Origin of the sequence: Streptococcus sp. 2021WUSS109, assembly GCF_044427305.1 — a bacterium.
Taxonomy (GTDB): domain Bacteria; phylum Bacillota; class Bacilli; order Lactobacillales; family Streptococcaceae; genus Streptococcus; species Streptococcus suis.
In genome coordinates this window covers 1-19550 of the sequence record NZ_JAOTGF010000026.1, presented here as the reverse complement: position 1 = coordinate 19550, position 19550 = coordinate 1, and the positions used below count along the sequence as shown (strand labels likewise).

The following is a 19550-nucleotide window of genomic DNA, read 5'->3' as shown; positions in this document are numbered from 1 at the left end:
ATGAAAAATACGAAAGATGTTGCAAAGCAAGTTCTTGAAAATGTTGGTGGCAGGGAAAATATCCTAGGGAATGCAGTTTGTATGACACGACTTCGTTTACAGTTACGAGATGACAAGCTGGTTCACCTTGATAGTCTCAAAAACATAGAAGGTGTTTTGGGAGTTGTTGAGGCAGATACACTTCAAATTGTTTTTGGGCCTGGAACAGTGACAAAGGTTGGCCAAGCATTTTCAGAACTGACAGGTATATCATTGGGAAGTGTTGAAGAAGATTACACAACAGCGGATGTTGCTGCTACAAACAAAAGGATAAATAAAGAGAAGTACGACAAGCCAGTTCAACGATTCTTGCAAAAAATTGCTAATATTTTTATACCTATATTACCTGGAATAATTGCGGCAGGATTGATAAATGGGATTACAAATGTCATTAATGTATCAACCGGGAATGCTTTTGCAATGGAATGGTGGTATCAATGTATTAGGACTATGAGTTGGGGACTCTTTACTTTTTTGCCAATCTATGTTGGAATGAATGCGGCGAAAGAATTTAAAGGAAGTCCGATTTTGGGAGCAATGGCCGGAGCTATGTCTGTGGCAGTTCCTTCAATGCCTTTGTTGACAGTAGTGGATGACAAATCAATTTTATTACCTTTTGTGGACAAGGCATTCTCACCTAGTGCAGGCGGTTTGCTAGCGGCTCTATTTGTTGGGATTTTCTTTGCATTTCTAGAAAGAAATATCCGAAAATATATGCCAAGTTTTTTAGACACTTTTTTGACTCCTCTTTGTACAGTCATATTGGGTGGATTGGTTGCTTTGTTAGTCATTCAGCCTCTTGGAGAAGTGTTAACCACAGCTATTTATAGTGGATTAAATTTTGTATATGAGAAGCTAGGAATAGTAGGTGGGTATATTTTGTCAGCAGGCTTCTTACCATTGGTATCAGTTGGACTACACCAAGCATTGACTCCAATACATGTTTTGTTGAATGATCCGTCTGGGCCAACAGGTGGTATAAATTATCTCTTACCTATTTTGATGATGGCAGGTGGTGGACAAGTCGGGGCTGGTTTAGCACTCTTTTTGAAAACAAAAAATAAAAAGTTGAAACAACTAACGCGAGATTCTATTCCAATCGGAATCTTGGGAATTGGTGAACCGATGATGTACGCCGTCACTTTGCCATTGGGCAAACCTTTCCTAACCGCTTGTTTAGGTTCAGGTTTTGGCGGAATTTTGGCAGTGTTATTCCATTTAGGGACTGTATCTCAAGGAGTTTCTGGTTTGTTTGGACTGTTGATCATGGTACCTGGAAGCCAACTGCAATTTGTTATAGCGATGCTGGCTGCATATGTAGGTGGTTTTGTACTAACTTGGTTCTTTGGTGTGGATGAAGATAGAATTGAGACTGTATATGGAAGTTAATGATTTCTTTAGTCGTTTCGGTTTTTCACTCTATTTATCTAACTCATTTGCTGATTCGGAAAAGTGGTTTATAGATTATCAAAATGCAGGATTTTCCTTTGTTTTCTCTTCGCTTAATATAAATGAAGAAGAGAAGGGAGACGAAAAAATTCGTCATATAGTAACAAACTGTCAACGAGAAGGGCTGACCTTGATTGTGGATATCAATCAAGATAGTTTGAAGCGATATGGGAAAGAAGGGTTCAAAAAGCTCGGTATTAAAGCACTTAGGATTGATGATGGAATTACTATTGAAGTCATGAAATCATTGTCGGAAGATTTTTTACTTGTTTTAAATGCATCTACATTGTCAGATGACCTTCTGAGAAAGATGATGGAAAATGGTGTTGAGAAAACAAGAGTTTTGGCATGTCATAATTATTATCCTAAGCCCTATACAGGTTTGGGAAGGAATAGTGTTCGTGACCTAAATAGTCGGTTACACTCTTATGGAATAAAGGTCATCACATTTATTCCTGGGGATAACAAGCGTTTTCCACTTTTTGAAGGGCTTCCAACCGTTGAAGAACATAGAGCATCTCATCCAATTCAATCTGCGCTCGATTGTATGATGTATTGTGAAAGTGATTATGTTTGTATTGGGGATAATGCCTTATCGAGTGCCTCATTAGAACGATTTTCATATTTGACAAAAGGCATAATAGCTCTATCAGCGCAGGTTCCAATGCAATTGAAGGAGATGGATTTCGAAAATAGAATTGATGCCAGTGACTATGTCATACGGGCTAGCCAGTCAAGGGATCAGTTGAAAGGATATGCCATTCAAGGGCTATCAAAACATCGGAAACGAGGAGATATAGTTCTTGCTAATGAACAGTTTCTTCGCTATCAATCAGAACTAGAAATTTGTTTGGTCGACCTGCCTCAGGACGACCGTCAAATGGTGGTTGGTTTTGTTCATAAAGAAGATATCCCCTTGTTAGATTTTGTGAAACATCCATTTCATTTTACCTTTATATAAAATGAGTACTCGGTCTGAGAAATGAATAATCGGTAGCATAAAAAACTTCAAGCAGTGTGAATCGGCAGTTTTCTCATGTCCCATTATGGAAGTGTAGCACTCAGAAAAGCTGGACTTTTCTGAAATCAAAGACTTTGTAGAGGATTATTGGTTGATTTTTTGAGATATAAAGATTACAATAAAGAAAAATATAAAGAGGTACCATCTTATGGCCTTAACAGCTGAAAAGAAATTGATTAACTTTCAATCAGAAAAATCACTTGTAGAAGAAGCAAAAGTGGTCTTGGCAAGTCAAAATATGACCATGACCCAAGCCCTCAACCTGTTTCTCAAAAATATTGTAGTGACAGGAGAAATTGGGCTTAAAAGTGAAGAAGAACTGGAAAAAGAGCGACTATTTGCCGAACTCCAAGCAGAAGTGATGAAAAATGTAGCTGAAATGAATGCGGGCAACTATCTATCATTGGACGAAATGGAGACCAAGCTCTTTGGATAAGTACCAAGTAAACCTACCTCTAGCTATATATGAGGAACTAGCTGCCATTCGTAGCTACATCAGGGAAGAACTAAAAAGTCCTGATGCTGCGGACAAAAAAATCCAAGAGCTAATAGCAGGACTTAGAAGCCTTGAAATCTTCCCAGAGCGAGGTTTTAACGTAGATGAACGCTCTAAAAAAGGACCGCTAGTCCCAGGTCATCTGACGCGAGGACTACCCATCAAAAAGGATTATATAGCTATTTATAACATTGATGAAGCACAAAAGGTCGTAAACGTTCGCTATCTTGTCGCAAGCAAGAGCGACTATATGAGATTGTTCAAATAGAATACACAAAAGAACACTCAGAAAAGCTGGGTGTTCTTCGTTTGATTGAAGAGTCTTCGTTTCGATCAGTTGTTTTTATGGCAGGTTAGATTTTCCCTCAAATTCCTTCCTCAATTCCCCACATTTTCCGTCAAATATGATAAAATAAGGAGTATGCGTGGTTTTGTGCAAAAGAGAGTGAAACAAGCTTGTTTGATTGTCTTTTGTAGAAAACACGCAAGAAAAATTTCAGAAAAAATAGGAGACAATTCATGTCAAAACAAGTATTTGAAACGGTTTTTGCTGGCAAAAAATTGGTCGTTGAAACAGGTCAAGTTGCCAAACAAGCCAATGGTGCGGTTGTTGTTCGCTATGGCGATTCAACAGTCTTGACTGCGGCGGTTATGTCTAAGAAAATGGCGACGGGCGATTTCTTCCCGCTCCAAGTCAACTATGAAGAGAAAATGTACGCTGCTGGGAAATTCCCAGGTGGCTGGATGAAGCGTGAAGGTCGTCCGTCAACTGATGCGACCTTGACAGCTCGTTTGATTGACCGTCCGATTCGTCCAATGTTTGCGGAAGGTTTCCGTAATGAAGTCCAAGTCATCAACACAGTGCTTTCTTACGATCCAGATGCTTCAGCTCCAATGGCAGCTATGTTTGGCTCGTCCTTGGCATTGGCAATCTCAGACATTCCTTTCAACGGCCCAATCGCAGGCGTGCAGGTCGGTTATGTCAATGGAGAACTCATCATCAATCCTGACAAGGCTCAGATGGAAGAGTCCCTCCTTGACTTGACAGTGGCTGGTAACAAGGACGCCATCAACATGGTTGAGTCTGGTGCCAAAGAATTGTCAGAAGACATCATGTTGGAAGCCCTCTTGAAAGGTCATGCGGCCATTCAAGAACTCCTTGACTTCCAAAATCAAATCGTAGCAGCAGTCGGCAAGGAAAAAGCAGATGTGGAACTTCTTCAGGTTGATCCAGAATTGCAGGCTGAGATTGTTGCGGCTTACAATGACGATTTGAAAAAAGCGGTGCAGGTAGAAGAAAAATTGGCCCGTGAAGATGCGACCAATGCCGTGCGTGAAACCGTCATCGCAGCTTACGAAGAAAAATACGCTGAACACGAAGAATTTGACCGCATCATGCGTGACGTTCATGAAATCTTGGAGCTCATGGAGCACGCAGAGGTTCGTCGTTTGATTACCGAAGACAAGGTCCGCCCAGATGGACGCCGTGTCGATGAGATTCGACCGCTAGATGCAGAAGTGGACTTCTTACCAAACGTTCATGGCTCAGGCCTCTTTACCCGTGGTCAAACGCAAGCTCTTTCTGTCTTGACCCTAGCACCAATGGGTGAAACCCAAATCATCGACGGTTTGGATGATGAGTACAAGAAACGATTCTTGCACCACTATAACTTCCCACAATATTCAGTGGGATCAACAGGTCGTTACGGAGCACCTGGTCGTCGTGAGATTGGTCACGGAGCCCTTGGCGAGCGTGCCCTTGAGCAAGTCTTACCAAGTCTAGATGATTTCCCATATGCTATCCGCTTGGTAGCAGAAGTTTTGGAATCAAACGGTTCTTCCTCACAGGCTTCTATCACAGCTGGTACCCTTGCCCTCATGGCCGGTGGTGTACCAATCAAGGCACCAGTTGCAGGGATTGCCATGGGTCTGATTTCAGACGGCACCAACTACACTGTTCTGACTGATATTCAAGGTCTTGAGGACCACTTTGGCGACATGGACTTCAAGGTGGCTGGTACCCGTGAAGGTATCACAGCCCTTCAAATGGACATCAAGATTGACGGTATCACACCGCAAATCTTGGAAGAAGCCTTGGCACAGGCTAAGAAGGCACGTTTTGAAATCCTTGATGTGATTGAAGCAACTATCCCAGAAGTTCGTCCTGACTTGGCACCAACTGCACCGAAGATTGACACTATCAAGATTGATGTGGATAAAATCAAGATTGTCATCGGTAAGGGTGGCGAAACCATTGATAAGATTATTGCAGAAACTGGCGTGAAAATCGATATCGACGAAGACGGTCTTGTGGCTATCTTCTCACCAGATCGCGATGCGATTGAACGGACCAAAGAAATCATTGCGGGTCTTGTTCGTGAAGCGAAAGTGGATGAAGTTTTCCAGGCAAAAGTCGTTCGTTTGGAGAAATTCGGTGCCTTTGTCAACCTTTTCGACAAGACTGATGCTCTGGTCCACGTTTCTGAAATGGCTTGGACCCGTGTCAATAAACCAGAAGACCTAGTTGAAATTGGCGATATTGTCGATGTTAAGGTCATCAAGATTGATGATAAAGGACGTATTGATGCTTCTATGAAGGCTCTTCTTCCAAAACCAGAAGGTTATGTGGAACCAGAAAAACGCGAGCGTTCTGACAGACCACGCCGTCATAAAGACAACAAAGAGAAAAAAGATAACAACTTTGGTGAATTCAAATTCCACAAGGTTGAAAAGAAATAAGCTGAGTAGACAAGTTCGGTAGCGGGCTTGTCTTCTCGCTAGAAGGAGTGACTATGGGTTGGTGGAAGGACACCATTGAGATTGTAAAAGAAAAAGATCCGGCAGCACGGACGACCTTGGAAGTCCTTTTGACCTACCCAGGTGTCAAGGCCTTGGCTGCCCACCGTCTGTCCCATTGGATGTGGAAAAAAGGCTTTAAATTACTAGCTCGGATGCACAGCCAATTTTGGCGCTTTTGGACCAATATTGAGATTCATCCAGGCGCCGAGATTGCTTCGGGAGTCTTCATTGACCATGGAGCTGGTTTGGTTATTGGTGAGACAGCTATTATTGAGTCTGGTGTCATGCTTTACCACGGCGTAACGCTTGGTGGAACGGGTAAGGATACGGGCAAACGCCATCCAACTGTCCGAAAGGGTGCCCTTGTTTCTGCACACGCACAGGTTATTGGACCTGTTGAAATCGGAGAAAATGCCAAAGTGGGTGCAGCTGCCGTTGTCCTAGCCGATGTTCCAGCAGATGTGACAGTGGTCGGTATGCCAGCTAAAATTGTCCGTGTACACGGTCAAAAAGATGAGAAGGTCATTCATGACATGGAAGATGGCCGTGAACACTACACGACTAAGCTTGCGGAATTACGAGAAGCCAGCCACCATTCGTCGCATTTGTAGGAAAGAAGGTTGATATGCTGCTAGAAGAATTTGAAAATACCTCTGCAGTTATTGAACCGACGGACAAGACCGTTGCAAGAACATTAGAAAGTACATCATGTTAAAAAAATTAGTAAGACAAAACTGGCCTTATGTGTTGACCTCCATCGCTGGAACAATTCTATCTATCCTTAAGTTTTCCCAAGGAAACTGGCAGCTAGGGATGATTTGGCTGGCCGTGACAGCTTATTGGCTAGTAAAATTGTATCAAAAGTATCAAGTCCTAAAGAATACTCAGAAGTAATGGAGAAACTATGATTAAAATTTACGATACCATGACCCGTAGTTTGCGTGACTTTGTGCCCTTGGAAGAGGGTAAGGTCAAGATGTATGTTTGCGGTCCAACGGTTTACAACTATATCCATATCGGAAATGCCCGTAGTGTCGTGGCTTTTGATACCATCCGCCGCTATTTTGAATACCGTGGCTTTGATGTAGCGTACATTTCTAACTTTACGGATGTGGATGACAAGATTATCAAAGCTGCTAATGAAGCTGGCATGACAACCAAAGAACTGTCTGATAAGTTTATCGCAGCTTTCAAGGAAGATGTGGCAAAGTTAGGTGTCAAGCCAGCTACCAAAAATCCTCGCGTTATTGACTACATGGATGAAATCATTGATTTTGTGCAGGTCTTGATTGACAAGGGGTACGCCTATGAAGCGGCTGGTGATGTTTATTTCCGAGTGGAAAAGGCTGAGAATTATGCTCGTTTGGCCAACAAAACCTTGTCTGACCTAGAAGCTGGGGCTTCTGGTCGGGTTGAGGGAGAAGGTCAACTCAAAGAACATCCTTTCGACTTTGCCCTGTGGAAAACTGCCAAGCCAGGCGAAGTTTCTTGGGAAAGTCCTTGGGGAGCAGGTCGTCCAGGTTGGCATATCGAGTGTTCGGTTATGGCGACAGAGATTTTGGGAGATACCATTGATATTCACGGTGGTGGTGCGGACTTGGAATTCCCTCACCATACCAATGAAATCGCCCAGTCTGAGGGCAAAACAGGGCAAACCTTTGCCAACTACTGGATGCACAATGCCATGCTCAATATCAACGATGAGAAGATGTCCAAGTCCTTGGGCAATTTCCTGACAGCCCATGATATGCTGGAACAAATTGACGGTCAGGTCTTGCGATTCTTCCTATCGACCCAGCACTACCGCCGTCCACTCAACTACACTGAGAAGGCTATTTCAGATGCGGAAATCAATCTCAAATATCTAAAAAATACTTATACACAACCTGTGCAAAACTCTGTGGATAAGTCAGGTCTTGAATTGCATTTGGCAGCCTTTGAAGCGGCAATGGATGATGATTTCAATGCGGCAAATGGGATTACGGCTATCTTTGACTTTGCCAAATGGATCAACTCAGGCAACTACGATGAAACTGTAAAAGAGGCCTTTGGAAACATGCTGCAAGTGTTCGGTATTGTCTTTGAAGAAGAAGTCTTGGACAGCGAGATTGAAGCCTTGATAGCAGAACGTCAAGCAGCGCGTGCCAATCGTGATTTTGCGACGGCAGACCGAATTCGAGATCAATTGGCAGCCCAGGGCATCAAGCTCTTGGATACCAAGGATGGTGTGAGGTGGACACGTGACTAAGGCAGTAGATGTCAATCTCATCAATGGAATTGCCCTGGCTTTTGAAGGGGATGCTGTCTATTCCATGTATGTCAGACGGCACTTGATTTTCAAGGGGCTGACCAAGCCTAACAAATTGCACGGAGAGGCTAACAAATACGTCTCGGCCAAGGCTCAGGCAAGCCTGATCTCCGCCCTCTTAGAAGCTCAGCTATTGACCGAAAAAGAGGAAGAGATCTACAAGCGGGGCCGCAATACCAATAGCCACACCAAGGCCAAGAATGCGGACGTGGTCACCTATCGGATGTCCACAGGCTTTGAGGCGGTTTTGGGCTATTTGCACATGACCGAGCAGATGGAACGCCTGGATGAACTGGTGGGCTGGTGTATTGACAAAATAGAAAGGGGATAAGATGTTCGAGAAGGAAGTCAAAGGCTGGTTTCCGCAGGCCAAGTTGTCGCAGGAAGCGGGTGAAAACTCTCTTGCTTTGGGCGACGGTCGCTATCTGAATCTGGCGGATGCGGACTTGACGGATCGGGAACGCTACCTCTTGTCCTTGTTGTCGCGTCCTCAAGACCAGAAACCGTCTAGCCCTTGGCAGTCCTACCTACAAGGTCAGGGCTCGCTGCCCCAGGCGGTTGAAGCCGTGCAGTTTATCCATGTCCACCTTTGGTCGCAGAAGGAAGCCCAGCTGGACGCTTGGCGGACCATGATGACCGACCTCCTACCCAGCCAGGTGGCTCAGGTGCAGCTGACGGCTCAGGACTACCTCTTTATCCTGGACCAAGGCACTTGGACGGACTATCAAAGCCTTCTGGCAGACACCTTGTCGGCCTTGGAGTTCGACTTCGGCTTGCGACTGACCCTCTTGGCTGGCCAGGTCTGGCCCCGTCAACTCGCAAACCGCTGGCCCCAACTCTATCAAGCAGAGGTGACCCTTTTCGCTCAATGGCGGGCCCACTACCACAAATCGACCGTCCTCTCCTTTAGTCAACTTTTTCTTTGGGGACAAGGCAGAGCAGGCTTGGAGCTTGGTCTGATAAAAGCCAGTATGCTAGAGCTGATTGACCAGCAAGATATGCAGAACATCATTCTAGCCCTATGGGCAGAGGGAGCTGTGGTCACCAAGACCGCTCAGGTCCTCTATATCCACCGCAATACCCTCCAATACCGCTTGGACAAGTGGCAGGATATGACTGGGCTCCAGCTCAAAGCCCTGACCGACTTGAGTTTTTGTTATCAGGTCCTCTTAGACAGACTTTACTGATATTTTGTGCAGTCTGCACAGAATATCTTTTTTCTTTTGTTCACCTTGACCTAGAAAAATAAAACGCTTTCGTTTACAATAAAACTATCAAAGAAAGTGAGGCTTGAACATGGTTCAACTTAATTTAAAAAATATTTATAAAAAATATCCAAATAGCGAGCATTATTCCGTTGAAAACTTTAATCTAGATATTAAAGATAAAGAGTTTATTGTTTTCGTAGGTCCTTCAGGATGCGGTAAATCAACTACTCTTCGTATGATTGCTGGATTGGAAGATATTACAGAAGGTGAAGCTTACATCGACGGCGTGTTGATGAACGATGTGGCACCAAAAGACCGTGATATTGCCATGGTATTCCAGAACTATGCCCTTTACCCACACATGACTGTATTTGACAACATGGCTTTCGGTTTGAAATTGCGTAAATACAGCAAGGATGAAATCAAAAAACGTGTGGAAGAAGCAGCACAAATTCTTGGCTTGACAGAATTCTTGCAACGTAAACCTGCTGACCTTTCTGGTGGTCAACGCCAACGTGTTGCCATGGGTCGTGCCATTGTCCGTGATGCAAAAGTCTTCCTGATGGATGAGCCTTTGTCAAACTTGGATGCCAAATTGCGTGTATCCATGCGTACAGAAATTGCAAAAATCCACCGTCGTATTGGTGCAACAACGATCTACGTAACGCATGACCAAACAGAAGCCATGACCTTGGCTGACCGTATTGTTATTATGTCTGCGACTAAGAATGAAGCAGGTACAGGTACAATCGGTCGTATCGAACAAATTGGTAGCCCAGAAGAGCTTTACAATAAACCTGTAAACAAATTTGTTGCCAGCTTCATCGGTAGTCCTGCAATGAACTTCTTTACAGTGACTCTTCAAGAGGGTGTGCTTGTTGGAGATGGTTTCAAAGTAGATCTTCCAGAAGGTCGTCGCAAGCATTTGGAAGAAAAAGGCTACAATGGCAAATCATTTACATTGGGTATCCGTCCAGAAGACATTAAGGCTTCTCAATTGGAGTTGGACACTTATCCATCTTCTATTGTGGAAGCAGAAGTTGTCGTTTCAGAGCTTCTTGGTGCGGAAACCATGCTCTACTCTAAAGTAGGAAATACAGAATTTGTATCTCGTGTAGATGCGCGTGATTACCACAATCCAGGAGACAAGGTTCGCTTGACCTTCAACCTCAACAAAGCTCATTTCTTTGATGATGAAACAGATCAAGCCATTGTTTAATCTTTTATAATTTGTTCATAAAACACCTGACCGTCAGATGAAAATCTGGCGGTTTTTGGCTAGGGAAGGTGTCCTCCAAGGAGGAATTTATCATTGCAGTCGCAGGGAATACAGTCATGATGGGCTTGTCTTTCGTGCATTTGCATAACCAAGTATTGGATGAATTTCATGGGAAAATAGAAGAACCGTCGGTTTAAACTGACGGTTCTTTTTCTTATGTTAGTAATTGCAGTAGGTAGGTCATTGTTCCGAATTCGAATAAAATGTAGATTCCTAATATGATAAAAATGGTTGGAAGAATCATTTTTTCATATTTTTCTATGAATTCAGAAATTCTATGGAGACTCCCAAATTTTTCTGCTAGGTAGCAAATGGCGACTGTCTCTAGCAAGATCAGGCCAGCAGTTAAGAGCGTTTCTAAGGTACTTAAAGTTGTAAAATAGGGTGTGAATATTCCTAAATTATCTACTCCCGATGCTAATGAAATAAAAATTATAGATAGTAGTCCGATTTTGCTATCAGGAATCTCTGTTTCTGCTTCGTTTTCAAAAAGGATTCTAACCCCTAGTAGAATAGGGACGAAGCCGAGCAGACCAAGGATCCAGTCAGCTAGAAAAACATTGGCAACTTGGCTAAGGGTCGAACTTAAGAGAATGAGTATAAAACTAGCAAGTAGTTGTCCAAAATAGATTGTGCGTCTTTCACCTGGTTTTTTTGCCTGTGAAAATAAAAGGAATAAAATTAGGAAATAATCGATACTTGTTGAAATACCGAGAATCAGTGCATAAGTAATAATAGTCATGGTCCCTCCGTATAATATAGTAGTCATAGATATTTATTTACAGAGGCACATCAATTTTGAAAGATAGAAGTAAAAATTGCGATTCATTTTAATTTCCTTTTCTCCCCTCATCTTCATCTTTATAAACTTCATAGAAATCAACCTTGAGGCGAATAAAGGCTTCCATGTCGTGTAGGAGTTGGAAGAGGGTGGCTCGGGTTTCAAATTCTTCTCGGGTTTGCGGCAGAGGTCGCTCGCGGAAGGTGGCATGGAAGAGTTCGATGTCCAGGAGTAGTTCCTTGGCGGAGTTTTCTCGGCTTAGTTGCTGGGCTGCTCGCTCGAATAGGCTGGACAGGATGACATTTTCTCTGCCTTCTAGCAAACATTTGTTGATATTTCCTGCCATGGTCCGCAGGATTTTGTTTTGTGCAGCTCGCATTTCAAAGTAATGGACCTGGTAGTTGGTCTGTTGGAAGAGCTGGTTGTGGCGGTCTAGATAGACGACTTTGAGGGCCTCATCCAAGGTCTTATCTAGCTGCGTAATCAATTCTGCCTCGTTTCGTCCGTCGCCGTTGAGCAGAAAGGCTTCAAAGCGGAGGAGAATCTGCTTGAGCAGGTCTTCGACTTGGTCGTGGTAGGCCTCGATTTTCTTTTCTTGCGAGGGCATATAGAGGTTAAACAAGAGTGCCAGTCCTGCCCCAATCAGAAAAAGCGCCAGCTCATTTCCTAAAAAAATCAGCGAAATATCTTGCTCTAGCAAGAGGTGGGTGACGAGGACGGTTGAGGGGGCGATGCCAGCCTCCCAGTTGAATCTGTAGGCTAGAGGGACGTAGAGTGCCAGGTAAATGCCTAGGGTCCAGATGCCAAAGCCAAAGAGGGCGAAGTTCAGGACGGCTATGGTCAGGGCCAGGAGGGTGGAAAAGAGGCGGTTGCGGGCCATTTTGAAGCTGGACTTGCGGGTGTCGAGGACGCTGAGAATGGCGATGATGCCAGCTGCCGTCGCATAGGACAAACCCAGGGCGGTCGCTAGGTAAATAGCCAGCACGGTGGCAAATATCAGTTTAATCGTTCGGAGGGAGAGGGACATGGGGGCTCCTTTAGTCTTAGTCTTCCTTTTATTGTACCATAAAACCCTCCTAAGGTTAGGAGGGTTGACTTTATACAAACAAGGCAATGATTCCGACTACCAAGTAGCAGACCAGTTTGTAGCTTTCGTTGATGAGGATGAGTTTAAGAGGGCGTTGCTCAAAGACATAGTTTTTCAATGAAGCAAGCACCGCAATCACGCCCATGCCGCCAGCTGCGTGGAGTGGTGAAACATCAAGGGTCTTGATGAAGAAAATCGCCACAACAGCAGTCAAAACTTCAATCGCTAAGGAAATCATCATTTCCTTTTGGCCATTTTTCCCAGCCTGACGGTCAGCTTCTACCTTGGCCATGTCAATGCCAGAGGCTTCAATCCAAGCATCACGGAAAATCAAACCATACCATAAACCACCAATAGCAAAGGCAATCAGCCCTGCCACAATTCCCAAAATAAGTGTCATAAAATCTCCTTTTTGCGTCCGTTTGTACGGACAAATGATAGATAACAGAATACCATGGTTTGGTAAGGAGGTCAAGTTTTTCAGCTGTGATATAGTGAGTGCCTATTTTCAATCAACCTATGCTATAATACTCTCATGGAACAAAATGATATCGTATATGGCGTACATGCTGTAGTGGAGAGTTTGGAGGCTAACACTGGCAACAAACTCTACATTCAGGATGATTTGCGCGGAAAAAATGTAGAAAAAATCAAGGCACTGGCGGCAGAGAAGAAGGTGTCGATTTCTTGGACACCGAAGAAGACCCTGTCTGACATGACAGAAGGTGCCGTCCACCAAGGCTTTGTCCTACGGGTCTCTGAGTTTGCCTATGCAGACCTTTCGGACATTCTGGAAAAAGCAGAGCAGGAAGACAATCCTCTCATTCTCATCTTGGACGGTCTGACAGACCCCCACAACTTGGGCTCGATTTTACGGACCGCAGATGCCACTCAGGTAGCAGGCATCATCATTCCCAAACACCGAGCAGTTGGCGTGACGCCTGTTGTGGCTAAGACATCTACAGGTGCGGTGGCCCATGTCCCAATCGCCCGAGTAACCAATCTCAGCCAAACCCTTGATAAGCTCAAGGAGGCTGGTTTCTGGGTATTTGGTACCGATATGAACGGAACCCCAAGCCACAAGTGGAATACAGCTGGCAAACTAGCCCTCATTATTGGTAACGAAGGTAAAGGGATTTCCAGTAATATCAAAAAGCAGGTGGATGAGATGATTACCATTCCTATGAAGGGCCATGTCCAATCTCTCAACGCCAGCGTAGCAGCAGCCGTGCTGATGTACGAAGTATTTCGGAAGAAAATCTAAATGAAAGAAAAAGTTCTCATTGTAGATGGCTACAACATGATTGCCTTTTGGCAGGCCACCAAGCAAGATTTTAAAAAGGGAGACTTGGATGCAGCCAGAACGACCTTGCTTCGCACCTTATCTCACTACGCAGCCTTTGAACAGATCGAGGTGATTTGTGTCTTTGATGCCCACCATGTGCCAGGTCTTCGCCAGCAGTATGACGAATTTAAGGTATCGGTCATTTTTACAGAGGAGGAAGAGACGGCAGATAGTTATATCGAACGACTCAGTGCCCAGCTCAATAGTGACCGTCGCAAGCAGGTTTCCGTCGCAACCAGCGACCTCAACGAACAATGGGTGGTCTTTTCACAAGGGGCCTTACGGGTTTCGGCGCGTGAGTTGGAGGAAAGAACCAGGGTCATCAAAAAGGACTTGGACAAGTTTGTGGATCAGGTAGAGCTCTACACCCCACGGCTCAATCCCTGGTCAGATGGGAATTTTCAAGCCTTAAGAGAAATGATGGAGGAAATGAAAGAGTGACATTTACAATCGTAACCGATTCGACATCGGATTTGCCAATCAGCTGGGTCCAAGAAAACGATGTGACCGTTCTTGGTTTGACCATTAACCTAGACGGCGTAACCTATGAAACCGTTGGGGAAAACCGCTTGACCTCAGCAGATTTGCTGGAGAAAATGGCTTCTGGCAGTCAACCTACGACCAGTCAGGTCAATGTTGGTCAGTTTGAAGAAGTTTTTGAAGCGGCAGCCAAGGAAGGTCAAGAGGTGCTTTATCTCGCTTTCTCAGCAGCTCTTTCAGGGACCTACCAGAGTGCAGTCATTGCACGAGATATGGTTATGGATCAATATCCAGAAGCAGTCATCACCATCGTTGATACAAAGGCAGCGACCATTGGAGAAGGCTACTTGGTCATGAAGGCCGTTGAGGCGCGTGCTGAGGGTAAGACTTTGGCGGAAACTAAGGCAATCGTAGAAGATTTGGTGCCGCGCTTACGGACCTACCTCTTGGTCGATGACCTTAACCACCTGGTGCGTGGTGGTCGCTTATCGAAAGCAGCAGGCCTTATTGGTGGCTTAGTGAATATCAAACCTCTGCTTTCGCTAGATGTAGAAGGGAAACTTGTGCCTATTGCTAAAATCCGTGGTCGTAAAAAAGGAATTAAAGAAATGCTGAACCTGACCTTGGACAACTTGGATCATTCTACAGTCATGGTTGCTTATACGGGTGATATTGAGGCGGCAGAGGGCGTCAAATCTAGTTTATTGGAAGACGACCGTGTTTCTGATGTTCTATTGACAGAATTAGGACCAGTTATTGCCACTCATACAGGGACAGGAGTCCTAGCTATTTTATCAATTGGGACAGAAATGAGAGCCTAGATTCTAAGGGATATTTCTTGCAAAGATGTATTCCTTTTTGTGTGACAGCGAACTATTGTAGAATAGGACAATCAAAAGGAGATAAGATGTCACTAATCATCAGAAGAGAAGAAGAAAAGGATCATCGGGCGGTTGAAGAGCCAACACGGGAGGCTTTTTGGAATGTCTTTCGTCCGTCAGTTTATCTTTTATTACATCGTTAACTCGTTTTGCCGTACTCCAGTACTGTCTGCAACTCGTTGCCTTGTACTAAAAGTAAACTGAAGGACTATTATCTGAGTGCTACTGAGCATCTGATTGTGCATCAGTTACGGAAGCAAAAACACGCCATAAAAGACCTCAATCTTGTCGCGGAAGCCGACGGTCAGCTGGTGGGGCATATCCTCTATGTCGCATCGGAGATCACAGCGGACGGCGCTCGCCTGCCCAGTCTGACCTTTGGTCCCTTTAGCATCTCGCCAGACCAGCAAGGCCGTGGTTACGGTCAGGCACTTTTGGAGCATTCGCTGGCTTTGGCGGAAAATAGCGGAGCAGTCTTGGTGGCCATTACAGGCTCTCCTGATTACTACAGTCGATTTGGTTTTGTCAAGGGTAAGGAGGTCGGCGTTCGCTATCAGGCGGACCCAGAAGCTGATTATTTCTTGGTCAAGTTGTTCCGACCAGAAGTTCTGGAAGGCCGGGACTGGTGGTTTACAGATCCGCCGGGTTACACGGTGGATGAATTGGTCTTGGAAGAATTTGATAAGACCTTTCCTTATAAGGAGAAGCTGGTCTTACCTGGACAGCTAGGTCAGTAAGGAAAGTAAAACTGATAAGGCTTTCATTCTCAGCAGCTCTGCTATCTTTCAAAAAATAAAAAAAGTAAAGTAAAATAGCTTGACGGAGACTAGTAGATTTGATAAAATGGTAGACGGTATTGTTTACCCCATTTGAAAGGCCCCGGAACCTTCCAAATACCCGCGGACCGGAACATCCGCCCAGTAAACAAAAACGATTCGTATAGGAGAAATCATGAACAAAACAACATTTATGGCTAAACCAGGCCAAGTTGAACGTAAATGGTATGTAGTAGACGCTACTGATGTACCTCTTGGACGCCTTTCAGCAGTAGTTGCTAGCGTTCTTCGCGGTAAAAACAAACCAACTTTCACACCTCACACTGATACTGGTGACTTCGTTATCGTTATCAACGCTGAGAAAGTGAAATTGACTGGTAAAAAAGCAACTGATAAAATCTACTACACTCACTCAAACCACCCAGGCGGATTGAAATCAATCTCAGCTGGTGAATTGCGTTCTAAAAACGCTGTTCGTTTGATTGAAAAATCAGTTAAAGGTATGCTTCCACACAACACACTTGGTCGTGCACAAGGCATGAAATTGAAAGTGTTTGTAGGTGCTGAGCACACTCACGCTGCACAACAACCAGAAGTACTTGATATTTCAGGTCTTATCTAAGGGAAAGGACGTAATCTAAATGGCACAAGCACAATACACAGGTACTGGTCGTCGTAAAAACGCGGTTGCACGCGTACGTTTGGTCCCAGGTACTGGTAAAATCACAGTAAACAAAAAAGATGTAGAAGAGTACATCCCACACGCTGACCTTCGTTTGGTTATCAACCAACCATTCGCAGTAACTTCAACACAAGGTTCATACGACGTTTTCGTTAACGTGAACGGTGGTGGTTACGGTGGTCAATCAGGTGCGATCCGTCACGGTATCGCGCGTGCATTGCTTCAAGTAGACCCAGACTTCCGCGATTCATTGAAACGCGCAGGCCTTCTTACTCGTGATGCTCGTATGGTTGAACGTAAAAAACCAGGTCTTAAGAAAGCACGTAAAGCTAGCCAGTTCTCAAAACGTTAATCCAAACGTTATGGGGACAACATTTGTGCCGACTTTTTGGTTCAAATTGGTTCAAATTGGTTCAAATGTTTACTCGCTTAATGAATTCAATAAATTTAAGGCATCAGCATCTTGCTGGTGTCTTTTTTTAGGCATCAATTCTAGATAATACTGTTGTGTTGTTAAGATTGAGTTATGACCTAGACGACGAGAAATATAGTCTAGGCTAATATCTTTTGAAAAGAGAAATGAGGCATGCGTGTCACGAAGTCCATGAAATGTCGTTTCTGTTAATCCCAACTGTTTTAACGGCTTTTGAAGTTGACCAGCTTGCTTGAATCCATTCCAATCAAAGATATAGCCTTCTTTTGTTTGTGCAAGTTTTGTCACAGCTTGATAAACATCTTCGTTGATGGAAATATCATGCTTAGAATGTTTGGTTTTAAGCTGGGTATCGTCATTAGTTGGACTAATTGATCGAAGAATTTTGATACCATATTCAAAAATATCTTCTTTTTTAATTCCTAAAAGTTCTCCACGTCTTGCTCCTGTCTCAAGGGCGAGAACAACAAGAACATTAAATTCATCCTCAGTATGACTTAGGCAGTATTGTCTGAGTTTTTTAAATTCTGTGATAGATAGTGGAATATTTCGTTTAGCTTGTTCTTGCCCTTTTGCTTTTAAAAGATGACCAAAGTCATTGCTAATCAAACCACGAGCATACGCATATTTCAATGAACCACGGATTTTAAGAACAAGTTCTTTTACTGTTTTTTTAGAGTGGGTTTCAGCATATTGGTCGATTTCTTTTGCATGACGAGATCGTCAAGGTGTTTAAGTTGAATACCATCCAAAAGGTCATCAACTACTACGAGAGTTCGTTTATAGTTTATAAAGGTGGCTTCGCGAACGTCATTTTTCTTGACCGTATGGACCCAATTTCTATAAAAATCAGGAAATAGGGTGGATCGTTCGGCAATGTTCTTGCCACGACCTTTTTTAAGTTCCATTTCTAATGTCCAAAGCTCAGCATCTTTCTGTTGCTAAAGGTTTTGGTTTCTCGTTTATATTCTCCTTTCTTATAAAGTGATACAGTTGCACGGTAAGAGTTACTACGTTTTGTTATTGTTGCCATTTTATCAGCCTTTCTATAAAAAATGATTGATAAAATAGACTAGTCACATATAGGATATATGAAAAATCTAATTTTATCAATCATTATCCGTCAATCGCAGTGGTTTTCAATAAATTTAATCAGTTTTGACTTCAAATAGCGCTCTTGTTTTCCCACCATAAAGTATTGAAAGTCTGGGTGGCTTCTGATGTACTTATCAAATGATTTAGGATCTATTCCAAGTAGTTCCGCTGCTTGTTGTCTATTTAACAGAAGAGGAGAATTATTTTGAGGTAACATATAGAATTCCTTTCATTTTCTAGATACAAGTGTTATGCCACATGTGTAATGAATTGAGGATAGATTTTTGAAAAATGTGCAATGTTACCTAGCGTTTCAATAAAATATAAGCGTAGGAACGAGGAAATTCCTCTGGTCTATTGTGTCCCAGAGCCTTTGTCACAATTTTACAAGCTTTTCTGTCGAGTGAGATGCCAACTAACTCTTTACGCAGATGGATAACTTCTTTACGATTTCTAATCTTGGAAATTTCGCGTGCTACACTGCGATAAACACGCTCTGTATACTCAGCACGATACTTATGTGGCTTTAATGCAGTGGGAACTTTCTTTCCATCAAAATCGTCGAGACTTAAATCTTTGGGAACATGAAACACTCTCTTTTCTCCTGCTCGTTGGAAAATAGCGACTAACCACTCTTCCTCCTCTTGACTAGTAGCCATGATTGGAGACCAGCGATCTCTGCGTCCTTTTGTGTGATGTTTACGGCCGTCTAAATTTAAATACCAACGACCATCACGGCCACGTTGCATAGCATCACCAGTGACATGGATCAGTTCACTTTTACGTAAGCCTGTTGCGACAACTACTTTATGCCAGTAGTCGTTATTTTTGTTGGATAAACGATAGTCTATATGTAATACACGATTGTTCATGCGATTTGCACGTGTACGTGGTTGTGTAGCGATGAAATTAGTTGAGGAAACTCCGAGAACTTTGGCCAATGCTGCTTTGTAGGTAGCTTGTGTATATGGACTTAAAGTCTGTGGAATAAGTAAAGGGCAGGAGATTTCGATATTTTCTGCCTATTTTTATTTATTCTACTGATGTTATTATTGAGATAATCTCATTTTTGATGAGATACGTGTTTAGCGTGAGTAAACTATCGTTACCCATCGCTAAACACGTAGGCTTGCAGCCCAAAAAGAAAGCTCGATGCTTTCTTTTTTCCTTGCAGTCGGTTCTAACGAACCGATGTTTTGCGAACCGCGTAAAACCTGCTCGCGAAGATTGCTCACATAATAAAGTTGTAATTATCATTTAAAATAATGTTCAAAATTCCAACATATTCTTGTTGATTTTTGATATAATGTAAAAAAACAACAAAGGATTAAACATGAATAAACGAGAACGACTGGAAGAAATTACACGTTTGGTAAACAAAAAAGGTACTA

22 protein-coding genes and 1 pseudogene are annotated in these 19550 nt (G+C 43.4%); 17 read left to right on the top strand and 6 right to left on the bottom strand.

Annotation, left to right across the window (positions count from 1 at the left end; translation table 11 throughout):
- From ODU37_RS09400 to ODU37_RS09350, 11 genes are all read left to right on the top strand, one after another.
- Window positions 1-1428 carry a PTS transporter subunit EIIC gene (locus ODU37_RS09400; protein ID WP_105158864.1) on the top strand — a complete coding sequence of 476 codons (1428 nt, stop codon included), beginning with the start codon at window positions 1-3 and terminating at the stop codon, window positions 1426-1428.
- The gene (locus tag ODU37_RS09395; protein ID WP_238143157.1) at window positions 1418-2449 is read left to right on the top strand and encodes a MupG family TIM beta-alpha barrel fold protein; all 1032 of its coding nucleotides are present in this window, start codon (window positions 1418-1420) and stop codon (window positions 2447-2449) included. Before ODU37_RS09400 ends, ODU37_RS09395 begins: the two co-directional genes overlap by 11 nt.
- A gap of 208 nt (window positions 2450-2657) precedes the next feature.
- On the top strand, window positions 2658-2945 hold the full coding sequence (locus ODU37_RS09390) for an XRE family transcriptional regulator (RefSeq protein ID WP_105158866.1): 288 nt from the start codon (window positions 2658-2660) through the stop codon (window positions 2943-2945).
- The gene (locus ODU37_RS09385; protein ID WP_161496224.1) at window positions 2938-3273 is read left to right on the top strand and encodes a type II toxin-antitoxin system RelE/ParE family toxin; all 336 of its coding nucleotides are present in this window, start codon (window positions 2938-2940) and stop codon (window positions 3271-3273) included. The genes ODU37_RS09390 and ODU37_RS09385 overlap by 8 nt, the downstream gene beginning before the upstream one ends.
- Window positions 3274-3524: 251 nt before the next feature.
- Complete coding sequence (gene pnp, locus ODU37_RS09380) at window positions 3525-5744, top strand: polyribonucleotide nucleotidyltransferase (protein WP_249562529.1); 2220 nt, start codon at window positions 3525-3527, stop codon at window positions 5742-5744.
- Window positions 5745-5797: 53 nt separating this feature from the next.
- Complete coding sequence (gene cysE, locus ODU37_RS09375) at window positions 5798-6415, top strand: serine O-acetyltransferase (protein ID WP_024400199.1); 618 nt, start codon at window positions 5798-5800, stop codon at window positions 6413-6415.
- A 293-nt stretch (window positions 6416-6708) separates the two neighbouring features.
- Window positions 6709-8052, top strand: coding sequence for a cysteine--tRNA ligase (gene cysS / locus ODU37_RS09370; RefSeq protein ID WP_249562530.1), 1344 nt, complete (start codon window positions 6709-6711; stop codon window positions 8050-8052).
- Window positions 8045-8443, top strand: coding sequence for a Mini-ribonuclease 3 (locus ODU37_RS09365; RefSeq protein ID WP_053867474.1), 399 nt, complete (start codon window positions 8045-8047; stop codon window positions 8441-8443). Before cysS ends, ODU37_RS09365 begins: the two co-directional genes overlap by 8 nt.
- 1 nt (window position 8444) lies before the next feature.
- Entirely contained in the window at window positions 8445-9299 is an 855-nt protein-coding gene (locus ODU37_RS09360) for a helix-turn-helix domain-containing protein (RefSeq protein WP_053867473.1), read from the top strand.
- A gap of 109 nt (window positions 9300-9408) precedes the next feature.
- Window positions 9409-10539, top strand: a complete 1131-nt coding sequence (locus ODU37_RS09355) for an ABC transporter ATP-binding protein (protein ID WP_002938838.1) — start codon at window positions 9409-9411, stop codon at window positions 10537-10539.
- 68 nt (window positions 10540-10607) lie between these two features.
- Window positions 10608-10736: a hypothetical protein gene (locus ODU37_RS09350; RefSeq protein ID WP_283770599.1), complete on the top strand. Its 129-nt coding sequence runs from the start codon at window positions 10608-10610 to the stop codon at window positions 10734-10736.
- A 17-nt stretch (window positions 10737-10753) separates the two neighbouring features.
- Here the strand turns inward: ODU37_RS09350 and ODU37_RS09345 are convergent, their stop codons facing one another.
- The 3 genes from ODU37_RS09345 to ODU37_RS09335 form a co-directional block, all read right to left on the bottom strand.
- On the bottom strand, window positions 10754-11341 hold the full coding sequence (locus ODU37_RS09345; RefSeq protein WP_249562531.1) for a cadmium resistance transporter: 588 nt from the start codon (window positions 11339-11341) through the stop codon (window positions 10754-10756).
- A gap of 88 nt (window positions 11342-11429) precedes the next feature.
- The gene (locus tag ODU37_RS09340; RefSeq protein WP_249562532.1) at window positions 11430-12407 is read right to left on the bottom strand and encodes an aromatic acid exporter family protein; all 978 of its coding nucleotides are present in this window, start codon (window positions 12405-12407) and stop codon (window positions 11430-11432) included.
- A gap of 70 nt (window positions 12408-12477) precedes the next feature.
- The gene (locus tag ODU37_RS09335) at window positions 12478-12867 is read right to left on the bottom strand and encodes a DUF1761 domain-containing protein (RefSeq protein ID WP_105136472.1); all 390 of its coding nucleotides are present in this window, start codon (window positions 12865-12867) and stop codon (window positions 12478-12480) included.
- A 135-nt stretch (window positions 12868-13002) separates the two neighbouring features.
- On the opposite strand from ODU37_RS09335, the gene rlmB reads away from it, so the two are divergent.
- The 6 genes from rlmB (at window position 13003) to rpsI (ending at window position 16983) form a co-directional block, all read left to right on the top strand.
- The gene (gene rlmB / locus ODU37_RS09330; protein WP_024406514.1) at window positions 13003-13731 is read left to right on the top strand and encodes a 23S rRNA (guanosine(2251)-2'-O)-methyltransferase RlmB; all 729 of its coding nucleotides are present in this window, start codon (window positions 13003-13005) and stop codon (window positions 13729-13731) included.
- Window positions 13732-14253, top strand: a complete 522-nt coding sequence (locus tag ODU37_RS09325; protein ID WP_044752607.1) for an NYN domain-containing protein — start codon at window positions 13732-13734, stop codon at window positions 14251-14253.
- The gene (locus ODU37_RS09320) at window positions 14250-15113 is read left to right on the top strand and encodes a DegV family protein (protein WP_136647318.1); all 864 of its coding nucleotides are present in this window, start codon (window positions 14250-14252) and stop codon (window positions 15111-15113) included. Before ODU37_RS09325 ends, ODU37_RS09320 begins: the two co-directional genes overlap by 4 nt.
- A gap of 299 nt (window positions 15114-15412) precedes the next feature.
- Window positions 15413-15910, top strand: coding sequence for a GNAT family N-acetyltransferase (locus tag ODU37_RS09315; protein ID WP_249562533.1), 498 nt, complete (start codon window positions 15413-15415; stop codon window positions 15908-15910).
- A 214-nt stretch (window positions 15911-16124) separates the two neighbouring features.
- A complete protein-coding gene (rplM, locus tag ODU37_RS09310; protein ID WP_002876943.1) occupies window positions 16125-16571 on the top strand; it encodes a 50S ribosomal protein L13 in 447 nt (148 codons plus the stop codon).
- Window positions 16572-16590: 19 nt separating this feature from the next.
- On the top strand, window positions 16591-16983 hold the full coding sequence (gene rpsI, locus ODU37_RS09305; protein ID WP_002942223.1) for a 30S ribosomal protein S9: 393 nt from the start codon (window positions 16591-16593) through the stop codon (window positions 16981-16983).
- 69 nt (window positions 16984-17052) lie between these two features.
- Here the strand turns inward: rpsI and ODU37_RS09300 are convergent.
- The 3 genes and pseudogenes from ODU37_RS09300 to ODU37_RS09290 all read right to left on the bottom strand — a co-directional run bounded on the left by ODU37_RS09300 (window position 17053) and on the right by ODU37_RS09290 (window position 19100).
- Window positions 17053-18097: pseudogene (locus ODU37_RS09300) on the bottom strand (tyrosine-type recombinase/integrase).
- Window positions 18098-18187: 90 nt separating this feature from the next.
- Window positions 18188-18376, bottom strand: a complete 189-nt coding sequence (locus ODU37_RS09295; protein ID WP_249562534.1) for a helix-turn-helix domain-containing protein — start codon at window positions 18374-18376, stop codon at window positions 18188-18190.
- An 88-nt stretch (window positions 18377-18464) separates the two neighbouring features.
- Window positions 18465-19100, bottom strand: a complete 636-nt coding sequence (locus ODU37_RS09290; protein ID WP_228477882.1) for a hypothetical protein — start codon at window positions 19098-19100, stop codon at window positions 18465-18467.
- Window positions 19101-19550 lie beyond the last annotated feature (450 nt).